Raw genomic sequence first — 21,256 nt, forward strand, 5'->3', positions numbered from 1 at the left:
AGATCCGTGGTTTCCGCATCGAGCTGGGTGAAATCGAAGCGCGGCTGCTGCAACAACCGGCGGTGCGTGAAGCGGCGGTGCTTGCTCAGGAGGGCGCGGGCGGTCAACAGCTGGTGGCCTACGTGGTGGCTCCAGCGCTGGAACGAAGCGCTGACACGCTGCGCGAAATCCTCAAGCAACATCTGCCTGTTTACATGATCCCGGCGCACTGGCTGTTCCTCGACCAACTGCCGCTGACCCCCAACGGCAAGCTCGATAGCAAGGCGTTGCCGGGCATCGAGAGCGGGTTGTCGCAAAGCGATTACGCGGCACCGGCCAGCGAACTCGAGCAACGTATCGCCGATATCTGGCAAGCGGTGCTGGAAGTGGAGCGGGTTGGACGCAACGATCATTTCTTCGAGCGCGGCGGTCATTCGTTGCTGGCGACCCAGGCCATCTCCCGGTTACGCACGCTGACGACTTATCCACTGAGCCTGCGCGACCTGTTCGATCATCCGCAACTCAAGGCGTTGGCGGCAGTGATGAGCGCTGGCGACGAGGGTACGGTGCGGGCGGGCGACTCCAGCCAGGTCCGGCTCAAGGCCCATGGCCCACGGCAATCGGCGCCGCTGTCGCTGGTGCAACGGCGGTTGTGGATCGCCGAGCAGTTGGCCGGCGGCACATCGGCGTATGGCATGCCCATGGCGCTGCGCCTGTGCGGCGAGTTGTCGGTCGAGCGGCTGATGAGCAGCTTCGCCGAAGTGACGCGCCGTCACGCCGTGCTGCGCACCGCCTACGTCCAGGACGACGAAGGCGACCCGGTGGCGCTGATTGCCGACGAGGTTCAGTTGGATTTCCCGCTGATCGATCTGTCCGACCTCTCGCCCGGTGCCCAGCAGGAACACGTCGCCCAGGCGACGCTGGACAACGCTCGCACACCTATCGATCTGGAACAGGCACCGCTGCTGCGCGGACGGATCCTGCGCCTGGGCCCGACCGAGCATGTGTTGTTGTACGCCATGCACCACATCATCTCCGACGGCTGGTCGATGGGGTTGTTGATCAATGAGCTGGTGCAGGTCTACGAGGCGTCGTCGCGCAACGAATCGATGCCGCTGGCGCCGTTGGCGGTCCAATACCATGACTTCGCTTTGTGGCAACAAGCGCTGGAGGAACAAGGCGTGCTGGCGCGCCAGGCCGATTACTGGAAAGACCGGCTCGACGGCTACAACGGCCGTCTCGACCTGCCGCTGGACAATCCTCGCGGCCCAACGGCGTCCTATGCAGGCGATGCGTTGCAGTTCGAGCTTTCGGCCGGGCTCAGCGCCGCGTTGCGGCGAGTATCCAGCGCGGCCGGTGTCACGCTGTACAGCACGTTGCTGGCGTCGTTCCAGGTGTTGTTGCATCGTCTCTGCGCAGCGCAGGATCTGGTGGTCGGCGCCGACGTGGCCGGGCGCGAACAGCCTGAGCTGGAACGCCTGATCGGTTTCTTCGTCAACGTCCTGCCGCTGCGTTCGCGCTTCGTCGCCGACGCCACTTTCGGCCGATTCCTCGCGCAGACCCAGGACCACCTGCTCGGCGCGCTGGAGCATCAGGACCTGCCGTTCGACCAGATCGTCGAGGCCTCGGGCGTCCCGCGGCACAAGGGCATGAGCCCGCTGCTGCAGGTGTTGTTCGTGATGAACAACGTGCCAGTGCGCAGCCGCGCCATGGCCGGCTTGAGCGTCGAGTTCCTGCCGGCACTGCAGACCCATTCTAAATTCGACATGGCGTTGTTCGTTGACGAAGAAGAAGGGCAATTGCGCGGTAATTGGCAATTCGCCACAGGCTTGTTCGGACATGAGCGCATCCAGTACCTGATCCAGGCCTGGACGGCCCTGTTGGAACAGATCGTCGCTGATCAGGACATTCAATTGGGAGCTATCAGCATGCCAGTCGACAACGTGGCGACAGCCGCCACGCCTGCCAACGTCCCGGGGCCCAAGGCCGACAAACTGGGCAAGTTTCTCAAGCGCGCGGCGACTCCGGCTGCCCGGCCTCGACCGGCGTTGGTGCGCGAATCGCTGGTGGCCGCGCCACAGCGCTTCCCGCTGATGCTGGAGCCCGGCGAGCCACACTTGGACGTCATCGAGTGGATCCAGCAGAACCGGCCATTGATCGAGCAGAAGTTGGCCGAACACGCCGGCATCCTGTTCCGCGGTTTCGCGCTGGACGGCATCCAGGGCTTTGAAGCCTTCGCCGAAGCGATACAACCGGGACTGTACGGCCAGTACGGCGATCTTCCCAAGAAGGAAGGGGGCAAGAACACCTACCGTTCCACGCCGTACCCGGAACGCAAGATGATCCTGTTCCACAACGAGAGCTCCCACCAGGACCGCTGGCCGCGCAAGCAGATGTTCTATTGCGAGCAAGCCGCGCCCGTAGGCGGTGCGACGCCAGTGGTGGACTGCCGCTTGATGTATGAAAAGCTGCCGGCGGACCTTCGCGAAAAGTTTGAGGACAAGGGGCTGCTGTACGTGCGCACCTTCACCGACAAGCTCGACGTGTCGTGGCAGCACTTCTTCAAGACCGAGGATCGTTCTGAAGTGGAGGCGCGCTGCCGGGCCGGAGGCATTCAATGGCGCTGGCTCGATAACGATGAACTGCAAACCCGCACGCCGGGGCCGGCGATCATCACGCACCCGATCACCGGGGAGAAATCGTTCTTCAACCAGGTGCAGCTGCACCACATCTATTGGCTGGAGCCGGACGTGCGCCAGGACCTGTTGTCGATGTACGGCCTGGAGCGCATGCCTCGTCACGTGTATTACGGCGACGGCACACCGATTGAAGATGAGGTGATGGCGCGTATCGGCGAGTTGTACGAAGCCTGCGCGGTGCGTTTCGACTGGCAGAAGGGCGATGTGATCCTGCTGGACAACATGCTCGTGGCCCACGCCCGCGACCCGTTCGAGGGGCCGCGCAAGATCGTCGTCGCCATGGGCGACATGTATGACCATGCCAGCCTGCAACGACCTGCCTTTGGGCAAACCCCGCGGGGCGCATTCAATACCGAGGAAACCGGAGCATGAACGAGGTGATGATGGACGCGCAGGATCCGGGCTTCGCCCTGACGCCCGAGCAACAACGGGAAGTTGAATGGCTGACGGGCACGGTGACCTGCGGCGAGGCCTTGCGCTGGCTCAGCGTGGTCATTGACGGCGATCTCGATTCGCAGCGATTGCAGGTCGCTTTCGATACGGTGGTGGCGCAGCAACCCATGGTGCTGGCGCGCCTGGCCAAGGTCGGCGGTTTCCACGGACTGCGTCAAGCCGCCGCCGATGCCGGGCGCTTTCCGCTGACGGTACAGGCCAGCGAGCAGCGCGCCGATGAAGTCCGGGCGCAGATCGACGAAATGCTCGGTCGCGCTTTTGTGCTGGGCGAATCGGCAAGTGTCCAGGCCGTGCTGTATCGCCTGGCGCCACGGCAATGGCAATTGCTGCTGGGCATCGCTCGCTACAGTGCCGATGCCCAATCGATGAACCTGTTGCTGGAACAGGTACGGCAAGCGTACGCGGGCCAGGCGTCGGAAGACGAAGCGTCGGGCGAGTTCGCCCAGTATCTGGAATGGCGCAGCGAAGTGGTGCTCGATGAAGATGCCGCCACGGCGCGGACTTATTGGCAGCAACACCTGCAAGGCGTGCAGACGGATATCGACACGCCGTGGCTGGCCGCACGCAGCACCGGCAGCGGGACAGCTGGTGCGCAGGTATCGCTGAGCTTGGAACCGGCCCGGCGCGACGCCTTGCAACGCTTGGCCGACCAACTCGGCCAACCGCTGGCGACGTTGCTGCAAGGCGCCTGGTGGGTATTGCTGGGGCGCCTGAGCGGCCTCGAACAAGCGCTGGTCGGCGTGCGCCACGACAGCCGAGGCGACTACGAGTACTTCGCCAATGGCATTGGCGTGTTCGAAAAAAACCTGCCGCTTTGCGTTCCGCTGCCGGCCACCGCGCCGTTCAGCGAGTGGCTGGTGGAGCTGGCGGCACGCCTCGAAGCACATCGCACCTGGCAGGAATACTGGGCGCCGGAGCTGGCGCCAGACGCGGCGTTTCCGGCCTATGGCTGCACGGTAGGCCGGGCGCCGATTACCAGCAGCAGCGGCGGTTTGGCCTGGGCGGCGGCTGAATCTTTACCCGCGCGGGCCGACGGATTCGAGGTGCTGCTGCACGTTCAATTGAACGACGCCCAGCAGCTTGATTCGGTGAACCTGCATTACGCTGCCTCGCGTTATTCGTCGGCGGCGGCCACCACCGTGCTGGAACAATTCGATGTGCTGTTGGCTTCGATCCTCGCGGCTGCGCAAACACCGCTGGCGCAGCTCAACTTGCTCGGTCCTGAAGAGGAACAGCGCTTACGGGCAATCAACCCGACGATGCGGGCGCTGGTCGATCAGCGCTACCTGCCGCAGCGTATCGCGGATCTGGCGCTTGAAGCGCCGGAAGCGATTGCCCTGACCGACGCCTATCAATCCCTCGGCTACGGGCAGTTGCATAGCCAAGTCGAGCGCATCGCCCAAGGCCTGGTGAACCAAGGCTTGGGCGAGGGTTCGATTGTCGCGCTGGCCTTGCCGCGCTCGGTGGACCTGGTGATTGCAATGCTGGCGAGCTGGCGCATCGGGGCGGCGTATCTGCCACTGGACATCCAGTGGCCCCAGGCCCGTCAGGCGTTGATGCTGGAACAGGCCGGCGCCGCTGTGGTGCTGACTGATGCGACGCATGTGCCTGACTGGCAGGATCAGCCATACAACGCGCTGACGGTGGCCGGGCTCGACTTGTCGAGCGCGCCGTTGCCGGCGCTCATGACCAAGGGCAACGACATCGCCTACGTGCTGTTTACCTCCGGCTCCACCGGCGTGCCCAAAGGCGTAGTGATCGAACATCGGCAGTTGCTCAACTACACCGCCCAGGCCAGCCAGGCGTTGGGGTTTGGGCTGTGCCGCAACGTCGCGTTCAGTTCCACCGTGGCGGCGGATCTGGGCAACACGGCGCTGTTCGGTGCGTTGTTCAACGGCACGACCCTGCATGTCGCCACTGATGAGCAGATGCAGGACGGCGAGTTGTTTGGCAGATTCATGCAACAGCAACAGATCGACTGCCTGAAAATCGTCCCGTCGCACCTCGCGGCGCTGCTCGACAGTGAGCACGCCACACTGCCACGCACGCTGGTGCTCGGCGGCGAGCCGATTGCGCCGACGTTGGTCGAGCGCATCAAGCGTTTGCGCAGCGATTGCCGGGTGTTTAACCACTATGGTCCGACCGAAGCCACGGTCGGGGTGATGATTCATCCGTTGTCACTGGACGGCGCTGCCGATGATTGTTCGGCGCTGACCCAAGTGCTGGGCAACAATCAGGTTTACATCCTCGACGCTGATCGGCGCCTGGCGCCGGTGGGCATGTTGGGCGAGTTGTACCTGGGCGGCGCGCAATTGTGCCGGGGCTACCTGAATGCCGAGGCGCACGGGCAGGCCTTTATCCAGAGTCCGTTCGACCCGGCGCAGCGTCTTTACCGCACGGGCGATCTGGCGCGTTATCGCGCCGACGGCGCTGTCCAGTTGCACGGTCGCCGTGATCAGCAGGTCAAGGTGCGCGGGTTCCGTATCGAACTGGCGGAAATCGAGGCCGAACTGCTGCGCGTGCCACAAGTGGCCGAAGCGCTGGTGCTGCCGGCCGCGTCGGCCGAGCAGGGATTGTTGGCGTTCGTCGTGGCCCGGCAAGGGCAGTCTTCGGGCGTGCTGGACGCCGCGCGTGCCGAACTGATCGCCCGACTGCCCGGCGTGATGGTGCCGCAGCATCTGCAATTGATCGAACGTTTCCCGCGCCTGGCCAACGGCAAGATCGACCGCAAGGCGTTGCAGCAACTGATGATCGCGCCGAGCAACGACGAAGACGCCGCGCCACGTGATGCGCTGGAGCAATTGCTTTGCGCGCGCATGGCGCAGTTGCTGGGGCTTGAACGGCTGGGCATCGACCGGGACTTCTTCGCTGCCGGCGGGCATTCGTTGCTGGTGATCAAGTTGGTGGCCGGCATTCGCAAGTTGTTGCAGTGCGACATTCATCCGGGACTGGTCTTCGATCATCCGACCGTGGCGTCGCTCGCCACGGCGTTGCGGGCGGAGGAGAGCGCTCCGGGACAGCTGGAAAAAATCGCCCAGGTGCGCCTGCGCATGGACGCGATGAGCCCCGAGGAAAAGGCCCGCCTGACCGAGCAGGCTCGGCAACTGCAAGCCGCCAAGGCTGCGCAGGGTAGCTGACGTCCCAGCCAACATTTCACCCAACATCTAATCCAACAACAGGCCGACGCCCGCAAGCGTCGGCTTTTTTTTAAGCTTTTGCGCGAATGATAAATAAACTCATTCCGGTTTTTCCCAAGTGCTGCGTCTTACTAATGTATGCGGACAAATCGGCTCGGGCAGGGCAGCCCAGGCGCCGGTTGTGTCCAGGAAAAAATTTAGCCGTCGTCCAGCCGGACGACCGTGCCCGGGGAGGGGCCGGTCGGCCACGCACTGATGCATTGCCCCAGGCAATCGACGGTGCGGGTTCACCCGTGCTGGCGAGCGGCCGGCCCTTTGGCCCCATGGACTTTCCACCTTTACCAATAATAGAGAGCGCGATGTCGGCAATTCATGAGTTGAAACCGTTGTTCAAGGCACTTGTCATGTCCCGCGGCCTGCGTTCGCGCCGGATGTTGACGGGCCTGGGTCTGGTCTGCGTTCTGCCGTTTAGCGCCCAGGTGATGGCTGAAGACGTCAGCCTCGACATCCCGGCACAACCGCTGCCGCAGGCGCTGCAAGCGTTCGGCAAGCAGACCAACCAACAAGTGATCTATAACGCCGACGAACTGGCTGGCCTGAAGAGCAACCGCGTCAGCGGCAGGATGAGCCCGCAGGCGGCCATCGCCGAATTGCTCAAGGGCACCGGCGTGCGCCACAGTTTCGAGGGCAACACGTTGATGCTGACAAAGGGCACCGCCGCCGGAGCCCTGGAACTGGGCGCGACCACGGTAAAAGCAGCGGAACTGGAGGCGACGACCGAAGGCAGCCAGTCCTACACCAGCAATGCCGTGACCATCGGCAAGGGCACCCACACCCTCAAGGAAATTCCACAGTCGATCACCGTGATGACGCGCAAGCAGATGGATGACCAGAACCTGGTCAACCTCAAGGACGCCGTCAACCAGACCACCGGCATCGTCGGCCTGCAGGGCGTCGGCCAGGGCATGATCCTGTCGTCGCGCGGCTTCCAGATCGACGACTGGCAGTACGACGGTGTGCCGATCCCGCGCAACACCTACTCCCTGGGCAACTGGGCGACCCAGGACTTGATCTTCTTCGACCGCCTGGAAATCCTCCGTGGCGCCTCGGGCCTGCTGCAAGGCACCGGCAGCCCAGGTGGTGCCGTCAACTTGGTGCGCAAGCGCGGCCAGAGCGCCCCGACCGTGACCCTGACCGGCAAGGCCGGCTCGTGGGATCACTACGGCCTGCAACTGGACGCTGGCGGCCCGCTGAACGAGGCCGGCAACATTCGCGGGCGCTTCGTCGCCGACGAAGACCAGAGCAATTCATTCGTCGACCATGCGTGGAGCAAGACCCACTCGCTGTACGGCGCGCTGGACATCGACCTGAGCGAAGACACCACCCTGGGTTTCGCGGTCAGCCAATCCAACGGTGAATCGCGCGGCAACATCCGCGGCCTGCCACGCTACGCCGACGGCTCGATGCCGGACGTGTCGCGCTCCACCTACACCGGCGCGCGCTGGAACCGCTCGGAAATCGACGTCACCACCTACTACGCCGACCTGGAGCACCACTTCAACGAGGATTGGGCGTTCAAGGTGGGTGGCGTGTATATGAGCGAAGATAACCAGGCGAAGAACCAGCGCGTGCAGAGAGGTGGTGGTCTTTTGCCTGATGGCAGCGGCGTGCAATATGCCGACTTCCTGACCGACTTCCAGTCCACGAAGGCCGGTCTCGACATGAACCTGACCGGCAAGTTCGAAGCCTTGTCGATGGAGCAGGAGGTCATGCTGGGTGGCAACTTCTCACAGTTGGAGACGGATGATAAATATGCCCGTACCTTCAACAGCACCAGCGACTCGATCTTCGATATTGACAATGACCGCCCGGACATCAGCTACGACAGTTTGATCGCCGCGGGTGGCCTGGGCGTCCTCAGCAAGTACGACGTGCGTCAGAAAGGTCTGTACGGAACCTGGCGCGTCAAGCCGGTGGATGACCTGACGCTGATCCTGGGTTCCCGGGTCAGCTGGTACGACTTCAGCTACAAGTCGAAAAATGAAGTCGCAGCCGGAATTACACGCAACACGCCAAGCTACTCAACCGAAACCGGCGTGGTCACGCCCTATGCCGGTATCGTCTATGACTTGAGCCGCGAGTGGGCGGTTTACGCCAGTTATACCGATGTGTTCCAGCCGCAGACTAACGTTGATGCCAGCGGTTCCGTGCTTAAGCCCGTCGTCGGCACCAATTACGAAGTGGGTCTTAAAGGTGAGTTGATGGACGGTCGGGTCAATACTTCCCTGGCTATCTTCCGCTACGACCATGAAAACCGTGCCCTCAATGACGGCGGTTCGGGGTGTGGTGGCTTCGGTTGCTCGACAGCCTCGGGCAAGGTGCGCAGCCAGGGCTTCGAGGCCGAAATCAGCGGTGAAGTGGTCGACAATCTGCAGCTGTTCGCGGGCTACACCTACAACACCACCAAGAGTCTGAATGGCGCGGATGAAGGCAAAGTGTTCAGCAGTTGGACGCCGAAACACATGCTGCGCGTGTGGGGCAACTACCAGTTCACTGGGGACTGGAATCGTGTCAGCACCGGTCTTGGCTTTACCGCCCAAAGTCACACATTGGGTTATCAAGCGGACTATGAGGTCCCGGGTTACACCGTATGGAACGCCCGTGTCGGCTACAAACTGACGTCGGAAATCGATCTGGCGGTCAATGCCAACAACCTGTTCGACAAGACCTACATCACGCCGGCTTACAACCAGCTCAACGGCAACAATAACTTTGGTGACCCGCGTAACTTGATGTTCACCGTGAAGTACACGCCGCAGTTCTGATCATCGCGAGCACAAAAAAACCGACCCGCCATGTGCGGGTCGGTTTTTTTATGGGGTTCACCGCCAAATATCCGAGCGCACACAAACCCCGTGGCGAGGGAGCTTGCTCCCGCTTGAGTGCGAAGCGCTCACAAAAAGGGCTGCTGCGCACCCCAGCGGGAGCAAGCTCCCTCGCCACGGGTTATTGCTGTTCTTCTTTGCGGTGCTATGGCTGTTGTGCCGTGCCGGCCAAAAACATTTCAACCAACGAATCCAGCAACCCCTCATCAAAGATCATCCCCCGATGGCGCAACGGCGAATGCACCGAACACTGCAACTCGCCAGTCAAGCTATGTTCCCTGACCAACGCCTCGCAAAACGCCAGTTCCTCCGGCGTCTTCTCCGCCTGGGTCCACCAGCAGCTCGGCCTTACCCGTAACGGCTTGAAAGTGAACCCCCCGAAGGCCTCCAGCAACCGATCATGCACCGAGAACGCCTGGGCGTTCATGACCTCGTCCTTGACGCTCTGCACGATTGACAACAAGTCGCCTCGCTCAGGTTCGATCTGGCCGGCGGCCCACTCATGGAAGGCCTTGACCGAGCTGTCAGGGTGTTCCCGTCGATAGGTCGCGGTACGTTCCGTAAGAGCAGGAAACAGCAGGTCGAAATACTCAACGGCCTCATGCAGATCCTGCGAAGCCGGGTCGGTTTTTTCCTGCGCAAGCCATTCCCGATGACGTGGCAACGTCGCGGGATACAGCTGTTCCGGAATCGTGCTGTCCACCAGCCCCAGGAAACCCACCGTGTGACCCTGGCCTTCCAGCGTCGCCGCGATGTCCAGCGCAATCGCTCCACCCAAGGACCAGCCCATCAAGTAATACGGGCCTTGTGGTTGGGCCGCGAGGATTTCCCGGCTGTAGTCGGCGATCATTTCGTGCCACGCCTCGGGGCCTGCATGGGGTTCGCTGAAGCCGCGGTGCATGACGCCGAAGGTGCGCGCGCGGTTTTGCAGTTTGCGCGCCAATGGCTGGTAGCAGAACACGATGCCCCCGCTGGGGTGCAGGCAAAACAGCTGCGGGGCGCTGGCGGAGGCGTTGTTCAAGGCGACCAGGCATTGGGTCTGTTCACGGTGTTTCTGCGAGATGAACAGCGCCAGTTCGGCGACGGTCGGGTTGGCCAGCAGTTCTTGCAGGCGCACCGTGATATTCAGCTGTGCCTTGAGGTTGGCGATCAGTTCGATTGCCAGGATCGAATGCCCGCCAAGCTCAAAGAAACTGTCGTCGATGCCTATGCGCTCGACCTTGAGGGATTGTTGCCAGAGCTGCGCCAGGGCTTCTTCCAACTGAGTGCGCGGCGCCAGGTAATGCGAACGCCAAAGATGGGCTTCAGGTTCCGGCAAGGCCTTGCGGTCGAGCTTGCCATTGGCGTTGAGTGGCAAGCGATCGATGAACAGCAGGTGGCTGGGCACCATGTAGTCCGGCAACTGCGCCTTGAGCGCGACTAACAGTTCATCGCGCAGATCGGCGGTGGACGGTTGCGCTGCGATCACGTAGGCGATCAGTTGCAAGCCGGCCGGGCCTTCATGGGTCAGCACCACGCAATCCTGAACCGCTGGCAAGGTTTGCAGGCGTGCCTGGATTTCCCCCAGTTCGATGCGAAAGCCGCGGATCTTGACTTGATGGTCCAGGCGCTCGATGTATTCGATGCTGCCGTCGCTGCGGTAGCGCGCCAGGTCCCCGGTGCGATACAGCCGGCCACCCGGCAGCGGGTCGAACGGATCGGGGATGAAGCGGCTGGCGGTGAGGTCGGCGCGCTGATGATAACCACGGGCCAGGCCGGCTCGGCCGACATACAACTCGCCGGTGCAGCCCTTGGGGACCGGGTTCAGATGCGCATCGAGCAGATACCAGGACAGGTCGACGATGGGTTCGCCGATAGGGCTGGCGGCCTCGCTGTTCAAATCACTCATCGACAGCGGACGCCAGGTGACATGCACCGTGGTTTCGGTGATGCCATACATATTGATCAACCGTGGCCCCTGGTCGCCGAAACGTTCGAACCAGGGGCGCAGGCTCTGCACATCGATTGCTTCGCCGCCGAAGATCACCTGCCGCAGCCGCTGGACGAGAGGCTGCCGAGGCGCGCAGGCGACCTGCAACAGCGACCTGAAGGCCGAGGGCGTCTGGTTGAGCACCGTGACGTTTTCCTGGCAGAGCAGGGCATAAAAATCTTCCGGCGAACGGCTCACGGCGTGGGGCACGATGACCAGCCGTCCACCGTGCAGCAGGGCGCCGAAAATCTCCCACACGGAAAAGTCGAAGGCGTAGGAATGAAACAGGCACCACACGTCCCGGTGATCGAAATTGAACCAGTGCTCGGTGGCCTGGAACAGTCGGCTGACGTTGTGGTGCGCGAGCAATGCGCCCTTGGGCTTGCCAGTCGAGCCCGAGGTGTAGATGACGTACGCGAGGTTATCCGGATCCATCGGCACATCCGGATTGTGTGCGGGATAGGCATTGTCGGTATCGAGCGGATCCAGCAGCAGGCACGTCACGCCAGCGGGCAGCGCCAGCGAATCGCGCAAGTGGGCCTGGGTCAGGACCAGCGTGACGCCACTGTCCTGGATCATGTAGGCCAGGCGGTCGGCCGGGTACGCCGGGTCCAGCGGCACGTACGCGCCACCGGCCTTGAGAATCGCCAGCAGGCCAATGATCATCTGCGGCGTTCGCTCGACGGCAATGCCGACCAGCACGTCCGGCCCAACGCCTTGTTCGATCAGCCGATGGGCCAATCGGTTGGCCTGTCGGTTGAGCTCGGCGTAGCTGATGTGCTGCTGTTCAAAGGTTAGCGCGATGGCCTCGCCTGTGCTGGCGGCATGGGTTTCGATCAACCGGTGCAGGCACTGTTCGCTGCGCAGTTGGCTCGGCTGGCGGTTCCAGTCGGCCAGGGTTTTTCGGTGTTCGTCGGCGCTCAGCAATTGCAGTTCGCCAAGGGCGCATCCGGGCGTCTCGATCAGGCCTCGCAACAGGTTCTGCCAGTGCTCGGCCATGCGCTCGATGGTTTCTGCGCGGTACAGGTCTCGGCTGTATTCGAACGTTGCCAGCACCTGTTGCTGGGAATAGTCGACGTCCAGCGACAGGTCGAACTTGGCCTGGTTGTCACCGGTATTCAAAAACTCCAGCGTCAGTTGACCCAAGCCTGGCGCCGACGATGAGGACGATCCCGTGCGCCAGTTGAACAAGACCTGGAACAGCGCACCGGCGTCCTGTGCACCGGGACGTTGCAACTGATCCAGGGCCAGCTCCAGCGGATAGTCGGCATGTTCCAGCGCGGCGAGCGACTGGGCGCGCAGGTCCCCAAGGAAATCCCGCGCGCCGCGGGTCGAGTCGATCCGCGCCCGATACACCTGGCTGCTGACGAAAAAACCCACCAGTTCCTGGCTCTCGTGGCTGTTGCGGTTGGCGTTGGGGACGCCGACGGTGAAATCGTTCTGGTTGCTGTACCGAGCCAATAACAATTGCCAGGCCGCCAGCGCCACGACAAAAGGCGTAAGCCCCTCCCGCTGACAGAACGTATCCAAGGCCTGGGCCATTGCCGGGGTGAGAGACGCCTGCACGCGTCCGGCCATGTGTTTCTGGTTCGCGGTGCGCGCAACGTCATGAGGCAGTTCCAATGCCGGCAAGTCATGGCCGAGGTAGTCGCTCCAATAGGCGCCACTGCGCTGGCAGGCCGGGCTCTGCACATAGTCGCCGCGCTGCCAGGTCGCGTAGTCGGCATATTGCAGGGGCAACGACGGCAGCGGTGACGGATCGCCCCGCAAGGCCTGGGCATAGGCCTGGGTCATGTCCTGCATCAGGATCGTGTTGGACCAGGCATCGGAAACGATGTGGTGCATGTTGAGCAACAACACATGCTCATCACTGCCCAGCCTGAGCAACGTTGCCCGCATCAGTGGCGCCTGGGTCAGATCGAACGGTTGCCGGGCGTGTTGTTCGATGCGCTGTGAAAGCGCCTGGTCCCGTGCCGGCTGACCGAGCGCGGCGAGGTCCTCCCGGTGCAGGGGCAGACGGGCGTTACGCTCGATTAGCTGGGTGGCGGCACCGTCGATTTCAGTGAATGCGGTGCGCAGGATGTCGTGCCGGTCGATGACGCGATTCAATGCCTGTTCCAGGGCGTCGGCATTCATTTCGCCGGTCAGGCGCAGGGCACGTGGCAGGTTGTAGGCAGATCGGTGCGGATCCCGCTGTTGCTCCAGCCACAAGCGTTGCTGGGCGAAAGACAAGGGCGCGCGGTCCAGCCTTAGGCGGTTGGACCGGGCGTGAATGTCGTCAGCGGCCTCGTCGAGCAGCAGTGCCAGCAGATCATCGTCTAGCAGTTCGTTCATGGTGTTCTCGCGGTCAACAAACATTGCGTCGGCAGGTTCAGGCGAAGGCTGCCGGGGTCTTTTCACTGATGACCTGGCCGGCCTGCATCCGGACCAGTTGGTCGGCGATGTCGAAGTAACGGTCATCGTGGGAAATGACGATGATGGTTTTGCCCAGGGCCTTCAGCTCCGGCAGCAGCTCGGTGTAGAAAACCCGCCGGAACACCGGGTCCTGGTCGGCGGCCCATTCGTCGAAGACCAATACCGGGCGCTCTTCCAGCCAGGCGTTGAGCAGGGCCAGGCGCTTGCGCTGTCCGGTGGAAAGATCAGTGGTGCTGAACACACCGTCGTGAATGCTGACCTTATGGGCGATTTCCAGGCGTTGCAGGTAGCGGTTGGCGTCTTCAGGCACCTGTTGATCGCCTTGTACCAGTTCATCGAACAGGTAGTAGTCGGCAAAAATCGTCGTGAACAATTGACGGTAATCGTCGCGGCCGGCAGCCAGTACCGGCTTGCCGTCCAGGAGAATCTCGCCGCCCTGGGGCGAATAAAGCCCCAGCAGCAATTTGATCAGCGTGGTCTTGCCACCACCGTTCTCGCCGACTATGAACACAATCTCGCCCTGGGCGATGGACAAGTTGACCGGTCCGAGGGCGAAGGCCTGGCTGCCATCGACCGCTGGGAAGGCGTAATGCACGTCACGCAACTCCAGCTGCCGGAGCGCAGGCTTTGGGACGCTCTTGTCGTTGAGCAGCAGGTGCGGCTCCGGCGAAGAAAATTGCTTGGCCAGCTCGGCGATGCGCTTGAAGGCAATGTTGGCGCGGCTGATCACCGGCAGGGTCATCACCAGGTATTCCAGCGGCCCCTTCATGTACAACAACACCAGCACGAAGCCGCTGAGCACCGCTTTGTCGGTGCCCAACCACAGCGATTGCAAGGCCAGGACCAAGCCGATGACCACGAAAAACAGCATCGAGCCGAAGGTCTTGGCGATCACGAAGGTGTTGACCGAGCGGATGTTGGTGTCGCAGATCTGATCGGCGGTGGCTTCGATACGCTGGCTGAACATGCGCTGGCGGCGTGGGCGATGGATGCGCAGTTCCTTGGCGCCGGCGGCGATTGCGCTGTAGTGCTTTTGCAAGGCGTCTTCGGCCTCGCGGGCCGCTTCGAACCCCCGGATGCCACGGGCCCGCGCCACGTATTGGATGACAGTGCCGATCACCAGCGCGACCAGCAACAGCGCAAACATCGGCAATGACAGGTAGGCCAGGTAGCCCAGGCAACCAAGGGTGACGGTGAAGGCGATGGCCAGTGGCGCAAAGGAAAACGCGAAGTTGCTGACCATGTTGACGTCGTGGGTGAGTATCGGGATGAGCCGATGACTGCGAAAACGCTCGATCTGCTCGATGGGCGCCAGCAGGACTTTCTGGCCGAGGGATTTGCGCAGGCTGGCGATGATGTTCTGGCCGACGTGGTTGGTGCCGATGTCCGACAGAATCGACGTCAGCAGCGCCGCCACGCACAGGCCGGCGAAGGTTGCCAGCACCTGGGGCGTCGGCCCGGCATCGGCGTTCAAGGCGTCGTTGATGGTTGCCAGCAGGGCGGTGATGCTCAGTCCGCCCAACATGCCGAGCAGGATCGACGCCACGACAATCAGCCGGAACGGCTTGAGCAGGCTGAGCACTTCACGCAGGGCACCGCGGGAGTTCGAGATCATGGGAGTTCCCTTTTCTGGGCCGGTGATGGCAATGGTTCAAGGCACGGGCTAAGTGGCGCTAGGCAGGTAGGCACGGCTTACATATCCCGGGCGACCCGGAACCCCAGCCAATCGCCGCGTGCGTCGGCATACACCGCATTGCGGTTGCCCGAACGGGAAAACACCGGCGCTTCGCCCCAATCGTTGCCACGAATGCGCCGTATCTTGCAGTTGCCTGTCAGCGCGGCGCTGCCATCGCTTGGGGCGCCGGCGTAGTTCTCGTTGAAGCAGTCGGCGGTCCATTCGTAGACGTTGCCGTGCATGTCGTACACCCCGAAGGCGTTGGGCGCGAAGCTGCCGGCCGGGGCGGTGAAGTTGTAGCCGTCGGCCGCGCCATAGGTGTTGGCGTGCTGAGCGATGCTGTAGTCCTTGCCTTCATCGAAGGGGAAGGGGAACGGGCCGCTGCTGCCGCCGCGTGCCGCGTATTCGCGCAGGGACTCGCTGACCAACCGGTACTGCTTGCCGGTCTTTTTCGACAGCCAGGCCACGTAGGCATTGGCCTCGGCGAAATCCATGCACACCGCCGGGTGCCGGTCGGTGTACTGCTTGCGCGGGTCGCTGCCCTGATAATCCGGGACGCCGGCCTTGCAGGCGCGACCGGGACGCTTATCGCCATCGGGCACCACGTAGCCGCTGTCTTGAAGGTAGGCGAACCACTCGCCTTCAAGCACTTGGAAACGGCTGATCGCCAGCGGCTTGGCGAACGTCACCGGGTGCAGCGGGCCTTCGTCGGGCTCGCGTCCCACTTCGTCTTCCGGGGTGCCCATCTGGAAGGTGCCGGTGGGCAGCACGACCATTTCCGGGCAATCCTTGCAGTCGCGAAAGACCTGGCCCGGTTGCGCGGCCTCAGCGCCGGAGGGCAGCAGGGCGGCGAGGGCCAGTGTCGGGAGTAGCTTCAACGAAAAACTGTTCATCCGTCTCTCTCGATAAGTCAGGTTCAGAGTGTCTTGCCCAGCAAGGTCATGAAGCGATCGATCTCGGCTTCGCTGTTGAGCAGCCCCGGCGCGGTGCGCACCACCGGCCCCGCATCGCGATGCACGGCGTCGGCAATCACGCGGTTCTGCATCAGGTAGGCGGCGATTTCGTCGCTCTTGCGCTCCTTGACGCGGAAGAAGGTGAAGCCCGCCGACAGCTCGGGGCTCAGCGGCGTGACCAGTTCGATTTGCGGCAGTGCCAGCAGTTGTTTTTTCAAGTAGCTGTTGAGGGCGTGAATGCGCGCCTGCACCTCGGCCTTGCCCAGTTGCAGATGCAACTTGAAGGCCTCGTCCGCCGCCCAGCGATGTTCGAAGGCGTGGTAACCGCCAGGCGTCATGGTGGTGGAAAACGCCGTGGCCTCGGAGAAGGTCGGAATGATCGGCGTGACGTACTTGACCTCTTCGCTGCGGCTACACACCACGCCGGTACCGCGCGGACCGAACATCCATTTGTGGGTGCCGGCGATGAAGAAATCGCAATTCATCGCCGGAAAATCCAGGTCCTCGACGCCGAAACCGTGCACGCCGTCCACCACATAAATGATTCGCTGTTCATCGCTGCGGCCCTGGTTGTGCTTGTCCACCAGGGCGCCGATCTTGCCGATCGGCAGCTTCACGCCGCTGCCCGAATGCACCCAGGTCATGCCCAGTACGCGGGTTTCAGGGCGAATGTTGTGGTCGATGGCCGCGAGGATTTCATCATGGCTGGCGCTGTGGGCGTTTTCGAACAGTTTGATCTTGCGCACCCGGGTGCCTTCCCGTTGCTTGCGCAAATCGAGAATGGTGTGGGTGGCGTAGTGTTCATGGGCGGTGGTGAGGATTTCCTGATCGGGCCGTACATGGACGCCGCCGTAAATCATCGCCAGGCCTTCGGTGGTGCTGCCGGTCAGGGCGATCTGTTTCGGGGTCGCTTGCAGGTAGCGGCCGGCCCAGGTCCGGACGTTTTCCTCACGCTCTTCGGTGACGCCCAAGTCCCAGTCCATCAACAGCCCCGGGTTTTTATCCAGCGCGGCACGGTGCCGTTCGATGGCCTCGCGCACCGGGCGCGGGTGGGTGGTGATCAGGAAGTTGGAGAAGTGCAGGTAGTCCGGGTCCTGGTTGAACAACGAGCGCAACTGCGCCCATTTGTCCCGAGGCAGCGGCGGCAGCGGATCGGCAACGGCAGTGGATGGCAGGCTGGCGGCTAACGGCAAGCCGGCGGCGAGAATCCCGGCTTGCTTGAGAAACGTGCGGCGTTCGTTCATGGCTGGCCGACCTTCTGGGTCGAGGCGATGGCGGGGCGGGCGGCTTTCTGGACCTGATCCCAGACCCGCAGGAAATTTGCGCCCCAGAGCTTGGCGATGTCGGCCTCGGAGTAGCCACGCGTCAGCAGTTCGGCGGTGACGTTGCGGATGTCGCCGACGTTCTCCCAGCCCTTCACGCCGCCGCCTTCGTTGAAGTCCGAGCTGATGCCGACGTGGTCGATGCCGATCTTGCGCACGGTGTAGTCGATGGCATCGCCCAGGTCCTTGAGGCTGGCCTTGGGTTCGTCTTCGAGGATGCCGTAGAGCTGGCCGGCGTATTCGCCGAACTTCTGTTCCGGCCATGCGGCAATGATCGGGTCGCCCGGCATCAGCGCCATCGCCAGATTGGGCAGCGGCGGCAGGTCGAAGCGCTCGCGCAGGGCGTTGAGTTTGTCCTGGGTCTTTTGCGTCAGCGGGCGCAGGTATTGGGAAAAACCGACAATTTGCACCACGCCGCCGCTGGCCTTGATCAGCTGCATTTCCTTGTCGCTGAGGTTGCGTGGGATGTCGACCATCGCCCGTGGCGCGGAATGGGAGGCCACCAACGGCGTACGGCTCAGTTGCGCGACTTGCTCCAGGGCCGGGGTCGACATCTGCGACACGTCGATGATCACCCCCAGGTCGTTCAGGCGTTTCACCGCTTGCTTGCCGATGTCGGAGAGACCGCCGAGGGCGTCCGGCGAATCATTGAAGAACGGCAGCGGCCGCGAAGAGTCGGCCCAATCGTTATTGCCGATGTAGCTGAAGCCGAACATGCGCATGCCCCGCGCCGTCCACAGGTCGAGCAGGTTCAGGTCGTTGCTCAGTGGATAGGCGTTGAGCATGCTGATGAAGATCGCGAATTTGCCTTCGCCGTGCAGGCGCCGGAAGTCATCCGGGGTGTAGGCGATGGCGACCTGGTTGGGAAAGTCCCGGACCATGCCGGTGATGATTTTGTAGCGCACTTCCTGCTGGTTGCGCGCCTCCTCGACGAAGCCGGCGGTGGGCTTGTGCGGGGCGTTGGGGCCATTCCAAAGCTCGGGCCAGCCGAAGATGGTCAGGGCTGCGCCAGACAAGTGGCCACGATTGGCTTTCACCAGGTCGAACTGGCCGCTGCCGTCCTTGTCGGCTTCATTGCCGGCGGTGCCGAAATCCAGCGGCACGGTGATGTGGCTGTCGAAGGACAGCAGGCGTTCGTGCAACTCCCTGGCCTCTTTCATCACTTTGACCGGGTAGCCGGGATTGTCCCGCCACCAATGGTCCCAGGCCGCGAGCCCGCCACCGACGACCAGCGCCAGGGCCAGGGGCACGCCGATGAACAGAGCCTTTTTCGAACGTGGTGTTGTCATTGCCGATCTCAGTCTGGTTCGCCTTGGAAGAACAGGCTCGAGGGCCTTTGCTATCTGGGGGGAACGAGCGGTCGGGCGGGAAATTTAGGCGCCTGCATCATCGCCATCGTCAGCAGCCAAGCTGTTCTCTTGCCTTAAATTTGTCCGCTCAGCCAACGTTCTAGCTTGGATAAAGCCCGCCCCAGGGTGAACACAGGTAAGGCAATGACGATTTCTCGACGATGGTTCATGGCAGGCCTGGCGCTGACCGGTGCCGCCGTGCCTGCGGTGTATTACGGGCACCGTGAACTGACCCGGCCGGACCCGACCATCACGCCCGGCGAGGCTTCGTTCGAGGTGGCGGACGTGGCGGGTCAACGCCGTGCCAACACGCTGCGCGGCATCTGGACGATCCGTTTTACCGGACGCGATGCCGGGCTCGACGGGCTGCCGGACGATGGACTGCAGGTGTTTCTCGACATTGCCCACAAGGGCCGTGGCCTCGTGGGTTGCCTCGACACCGCCGAGCGCCTGCGCGCCGGGGACGAACCGCGCTACCGCGTATTGGGCGACCTGGCCGGCAGCGATCCGAAGCAGCTGAGCTGGCGATTGATCGGCGCCGAGCATGACGCGCCGGATTACGAGTTCATCATGACCCTGGACGAAGTCTGGGCCGGCTTTGGCAACGCCGGCACGGCCACGCTCAGCGGCCGGGTGTTGCGCCTGGATCGTCCGTTGGCGTCGCCCGAACTCGACCATCAGTTTGTTGCGGTCAAGCAGCGTTTCCCTGAAGCTCGTGAGCGCATACCGCTGAGCCCGGCGTTGCTGGCCTGGCTGGTGTCGCCCGAGCACCGGCTGTTCCATCAGCTCTGGCATGCCTCGCGGGACAAATGGCACACCCTGGACGAAGACAAGCGAGATGCCTTGCGTGGCATCGGCTGGCAGCCCGGCCCGAGAGGTCAGGAACGTGACGCTCGCGGCAAGCGTAAAGATCGCAATGGCTCGGGCGTGGACTTCTTCTTCATGCACCGGCACATGCTGGGCACGGCCCGTTCGTTCCAGCCGCTACCGGCGTGGCCACGCTTTCCGTTGCCGCAACCGGAGCTGGAACGTGATCGCCTCGGGTTTGCCCGGTATTTCGACAACGTCGATGGCACGGCGCTGCCGCCGACCTGGCTGGCCCGTGGCGATGAGCAGTACGCCCAGTGGGTCAGCGACATCAAGACCGCCGAGACCTATCACAGTAATTTCCAGGTCTGGGAATCGCGCTATCGCGACCCGCGCTACCTGTCGAAATTGACCTTGGGCCAGTTCGGTTCGGAAGTGGAACTGGGCCTGCACGACTGGCTGCACATGCGCTGGGCCTCGGTGCCTCGGGATCCGTCCAACGGCCACCCGGTGCCGTTCGCCCGCGATCCGGCGGACTTCGCCCAGCGTTGGTTCGAGCCGGAAAACGACTTTCTCGGTGACCCGTTTTCCTCCCATGTAAGCCCGGTGTTCTGGGCTTTCCACGGTTGGATCGACGATCGCCTCGAAGACTGGTACCGCGCCCACGAACGTTTCCATCCGGGCGAAGTGAGCCGGCTCGAGGTCAACGGCGTGCCTTGGTTCGCGCCGGGTCGCTGGGTCGAAATCGCCGACCCCTGGCTGGGACCGGACACCCACGGGTGCAGCACCACGCCGGGGTTGCAGGGCGGACGCTCGGTAGAGATGGACCCGGAAACCATGAAACTGGCGTTGCGCATCACGTTTGGAAGCGACGATGCCAAGCTGTCCCAACTGTTTCGCCGCGTGCCGCAACGGCCTTGGTATGCGCGGAATCTCAAGTCCAAGCCGGTTTAATGTTTCCTTGTGCGCAACACCTGCTTTTGTGGCGAGGGAGCTTGCTCCCGCTGGGCTGCGCAGCGGCCCCCAAAACCTATCCCCCTCAAAACACCTGACCCACCAAGGTGTTGGCCATTGGGGCTGCTACGCAGCCCAGCGGGAGCAAGCTCCCTCGCCACGGGTTTCACTCGGCCTGAGGTTTCTAGCGCGGCGCGGCGATGTCCAGGGCGCGGTTCGCCAATAGCTCACCGAGTTCGATCATCTGCTGGATCGCCAGCGCGAAACTCCGTCGCGAGCCTTCCAAATCAAACGCCAACTCGCTGGCCATGACATTCACCGAGGCGAGGGTTTCGCTGAGGTTGGCCAACAGGCATTCCATGTCCGCGCCTTCCGCCACGGTGAATAGCTGGCCCGGCGGTGGATTGGGTTTTTCAGGTTTGGGATCGAGGTAAAAGGCGAGGGCGCGGTCGGCGGCTTCGTTGAGTTTCCTGGAATCGTCTTCGGGGGGATTGGGGGTGATCTTGAACATTCTGCAGCTCCTGATTATTTACAAGGTGCTGCCAGACATCACTTGCAGATGATGGGTGGCAGCTATGTGCAGGTCTGCAAGACCGGGAAACCAGGAACCCGGCAGACCCGAAGGTCTCCCGCACACAGCCGCCATTGAGCGACACGGA

At 62.8% G+C, this 21,256-nt stretch carries 10 protein-coding genes; 4 read left to right on the top strand and 6 right to left on the bottom strand.

Going from position 1 to position 21,256, the window contains the following annotated elements; all coding sequences use genetic code 11:
* The 3 genes from HU806_RS23205 to HU806_RS23215 form a co-directional block, all read left to right on the top strand.
* Positions 1 to 3,050, top strand: a 3,050-nt coding sequence (locus HU806_RS23205; protein ID WP_186614767.1) for a condensation domain-containing protein, incomplete at its 5' end; no start/stop codon positions are given.
* Entirely contained in the window at positions 3,047 to 6,268 is a 3,222-nt protein-coding gene (locus tag HU806_RS23210) for a non-ribosomal peptide synthetase (protein WP_186614769.1), read from the top strand. The genes HU806_RS23205 and HU806_RS23210, both read left to right, overlap by 4 nt.
* Positions 6,269 to 6,627: 359 nt before the next feature.
* On the top strand, positions 6,628 to 9,093 hold the full coding sequence (locus HU806_RS23215) for a TonB-dependent siderophore receptor (protein WP_186614771.1): 2,466 nt from the start codon (positions 6,628 to 6,630) through the stop codon (positions 9,091 to 9,093).
* Positions 9,094 to 9,298: 205 nt separating this feature from the next.
* Here HU806_RS23215 and HU806_RS23220 read toward each other — a convergent pair whose 3' ends face one another.
* The 5 genes from HU806_RS23220 to pvdM all read right to left on the bottom strand — a co-directional run bounded on the left by HU806_RS23220 (position 9,299) and on the right by pvdM (position 18,776).
* Positions 9,299 to 13,456 carry a non-ribosomal peptide synthetase gene (locus tag HU806_RS23220; protein ID WP_186614772.1) on the bottom strand — a complete coding sequence of 1,386 codons (4,158 nt, stop codon included), beginning with the start codon at positions 13,454 to 13,456 and terminating at the stop codon, positions 9,299 to 9,301.
* 37 nt (positions 13,457 to 13,493) lie between these two features.
* The gene (locus HU806_RS23225; protein ID WP_186614773.1) at positions 13,494 to 15,152 is read right to left on the bottom strand and encodes a cyclic peptide export ABC transporter; all 1,659 of its coding nucleotides are present in this window, start codon (positions 15,150 to 15,152) and stop codon (positions 13,494 to 13,496) included.
* Positions 15,153 to 15,229: 77 nt separating this feature from the next.
* Entirely contained in the window at positions 15,230 to 16,105 is an 876-nt protein-coding gene (gene pvdO, locus HU806_RS23230) for a dihydropyoverdine dehydrogenase (protein WP_186614775.1), read from the bottom strand.
* Positions 16,106 to 16,128: 23 nt separating this feature from the next.
* Positions 16,129 to 17,409: a pyoverdine-tailoring periplasmic protein PvdN gene (pvdN, locus tag HU806_RS23235; RefSeq protein WP_186614777.1), complete on the bottom strand. Its 1,281-nt coding sequence runs from the start codon at positions 17,407 to 17,409 to the stop codon at positions 16,129 to 16,131.
* The gene (pvdM, locus tag HU806_RS23240) at positions 17,406 to 18,776 is read right to left on the bottom strand and encodes a pyoverdine-tailoring dipeptidase-like protein PvdM (RefSeq protein WP_186614779.1); all 1,371 of its coding nucleotides are present in this window, start codon (positions 18,774 to 18,776) and stop codon (positions 17,406 to 17,408) included. Before pvdM ends, pvdN begins: the two co-directional genes overlap by 4 nt.
* A 204-nt stretch (positions 18,777 to 18,980) precedes the next feature.
* Here pvdM and pvdP point away from each other — a divergent pair, with 204 nt between their 5' ends.
* The gene (pvdP, locus tag HU806_RS23245) at positions 18,981 to 20,597 is read left to right on the top strand and encodes a pyoverdine maturation tyrosinase PvdP (protein WP_186614781.1); all 1,617 of its coding nucleotides are present in this window, start codon (positions 18,981 to 18,983) and stop codon (positions 20,595 to 20,597) included.
* A 184-nt stretch (positions 20,598 to 20,781) separates the two neighbouring features.
* Here the strand turns inward: pvdP and HU806_RS23250 are convergent, their stop codons facing one another.
* On the bottom strand, positions 20,782 to 21,108 hold the full coding sequence (locus tag HU806_RS23250; RefSeq protein ID WP_186614783.1) for a DUF6124 family protein: 327 nt from the start codon (positions 21,106 to 21,108) through the stop codon (positions 20,782 to 20,784).
* Between the last annotated feature and the right edge of the window lie 148 nt (positions 21,109 to 21,256).

The organism is Pseudomonas sp. SWRI154 (assembly GCF_014268645.1).
Taxonomy (GTDB): domain Bacteria; phylum Pseudomonadota; class Gammaproteobacteria; order Pseudomonadales; family Pseudomonadaceae; genus Aquipseudomonas; species Aquipseudomonas marvdashtae.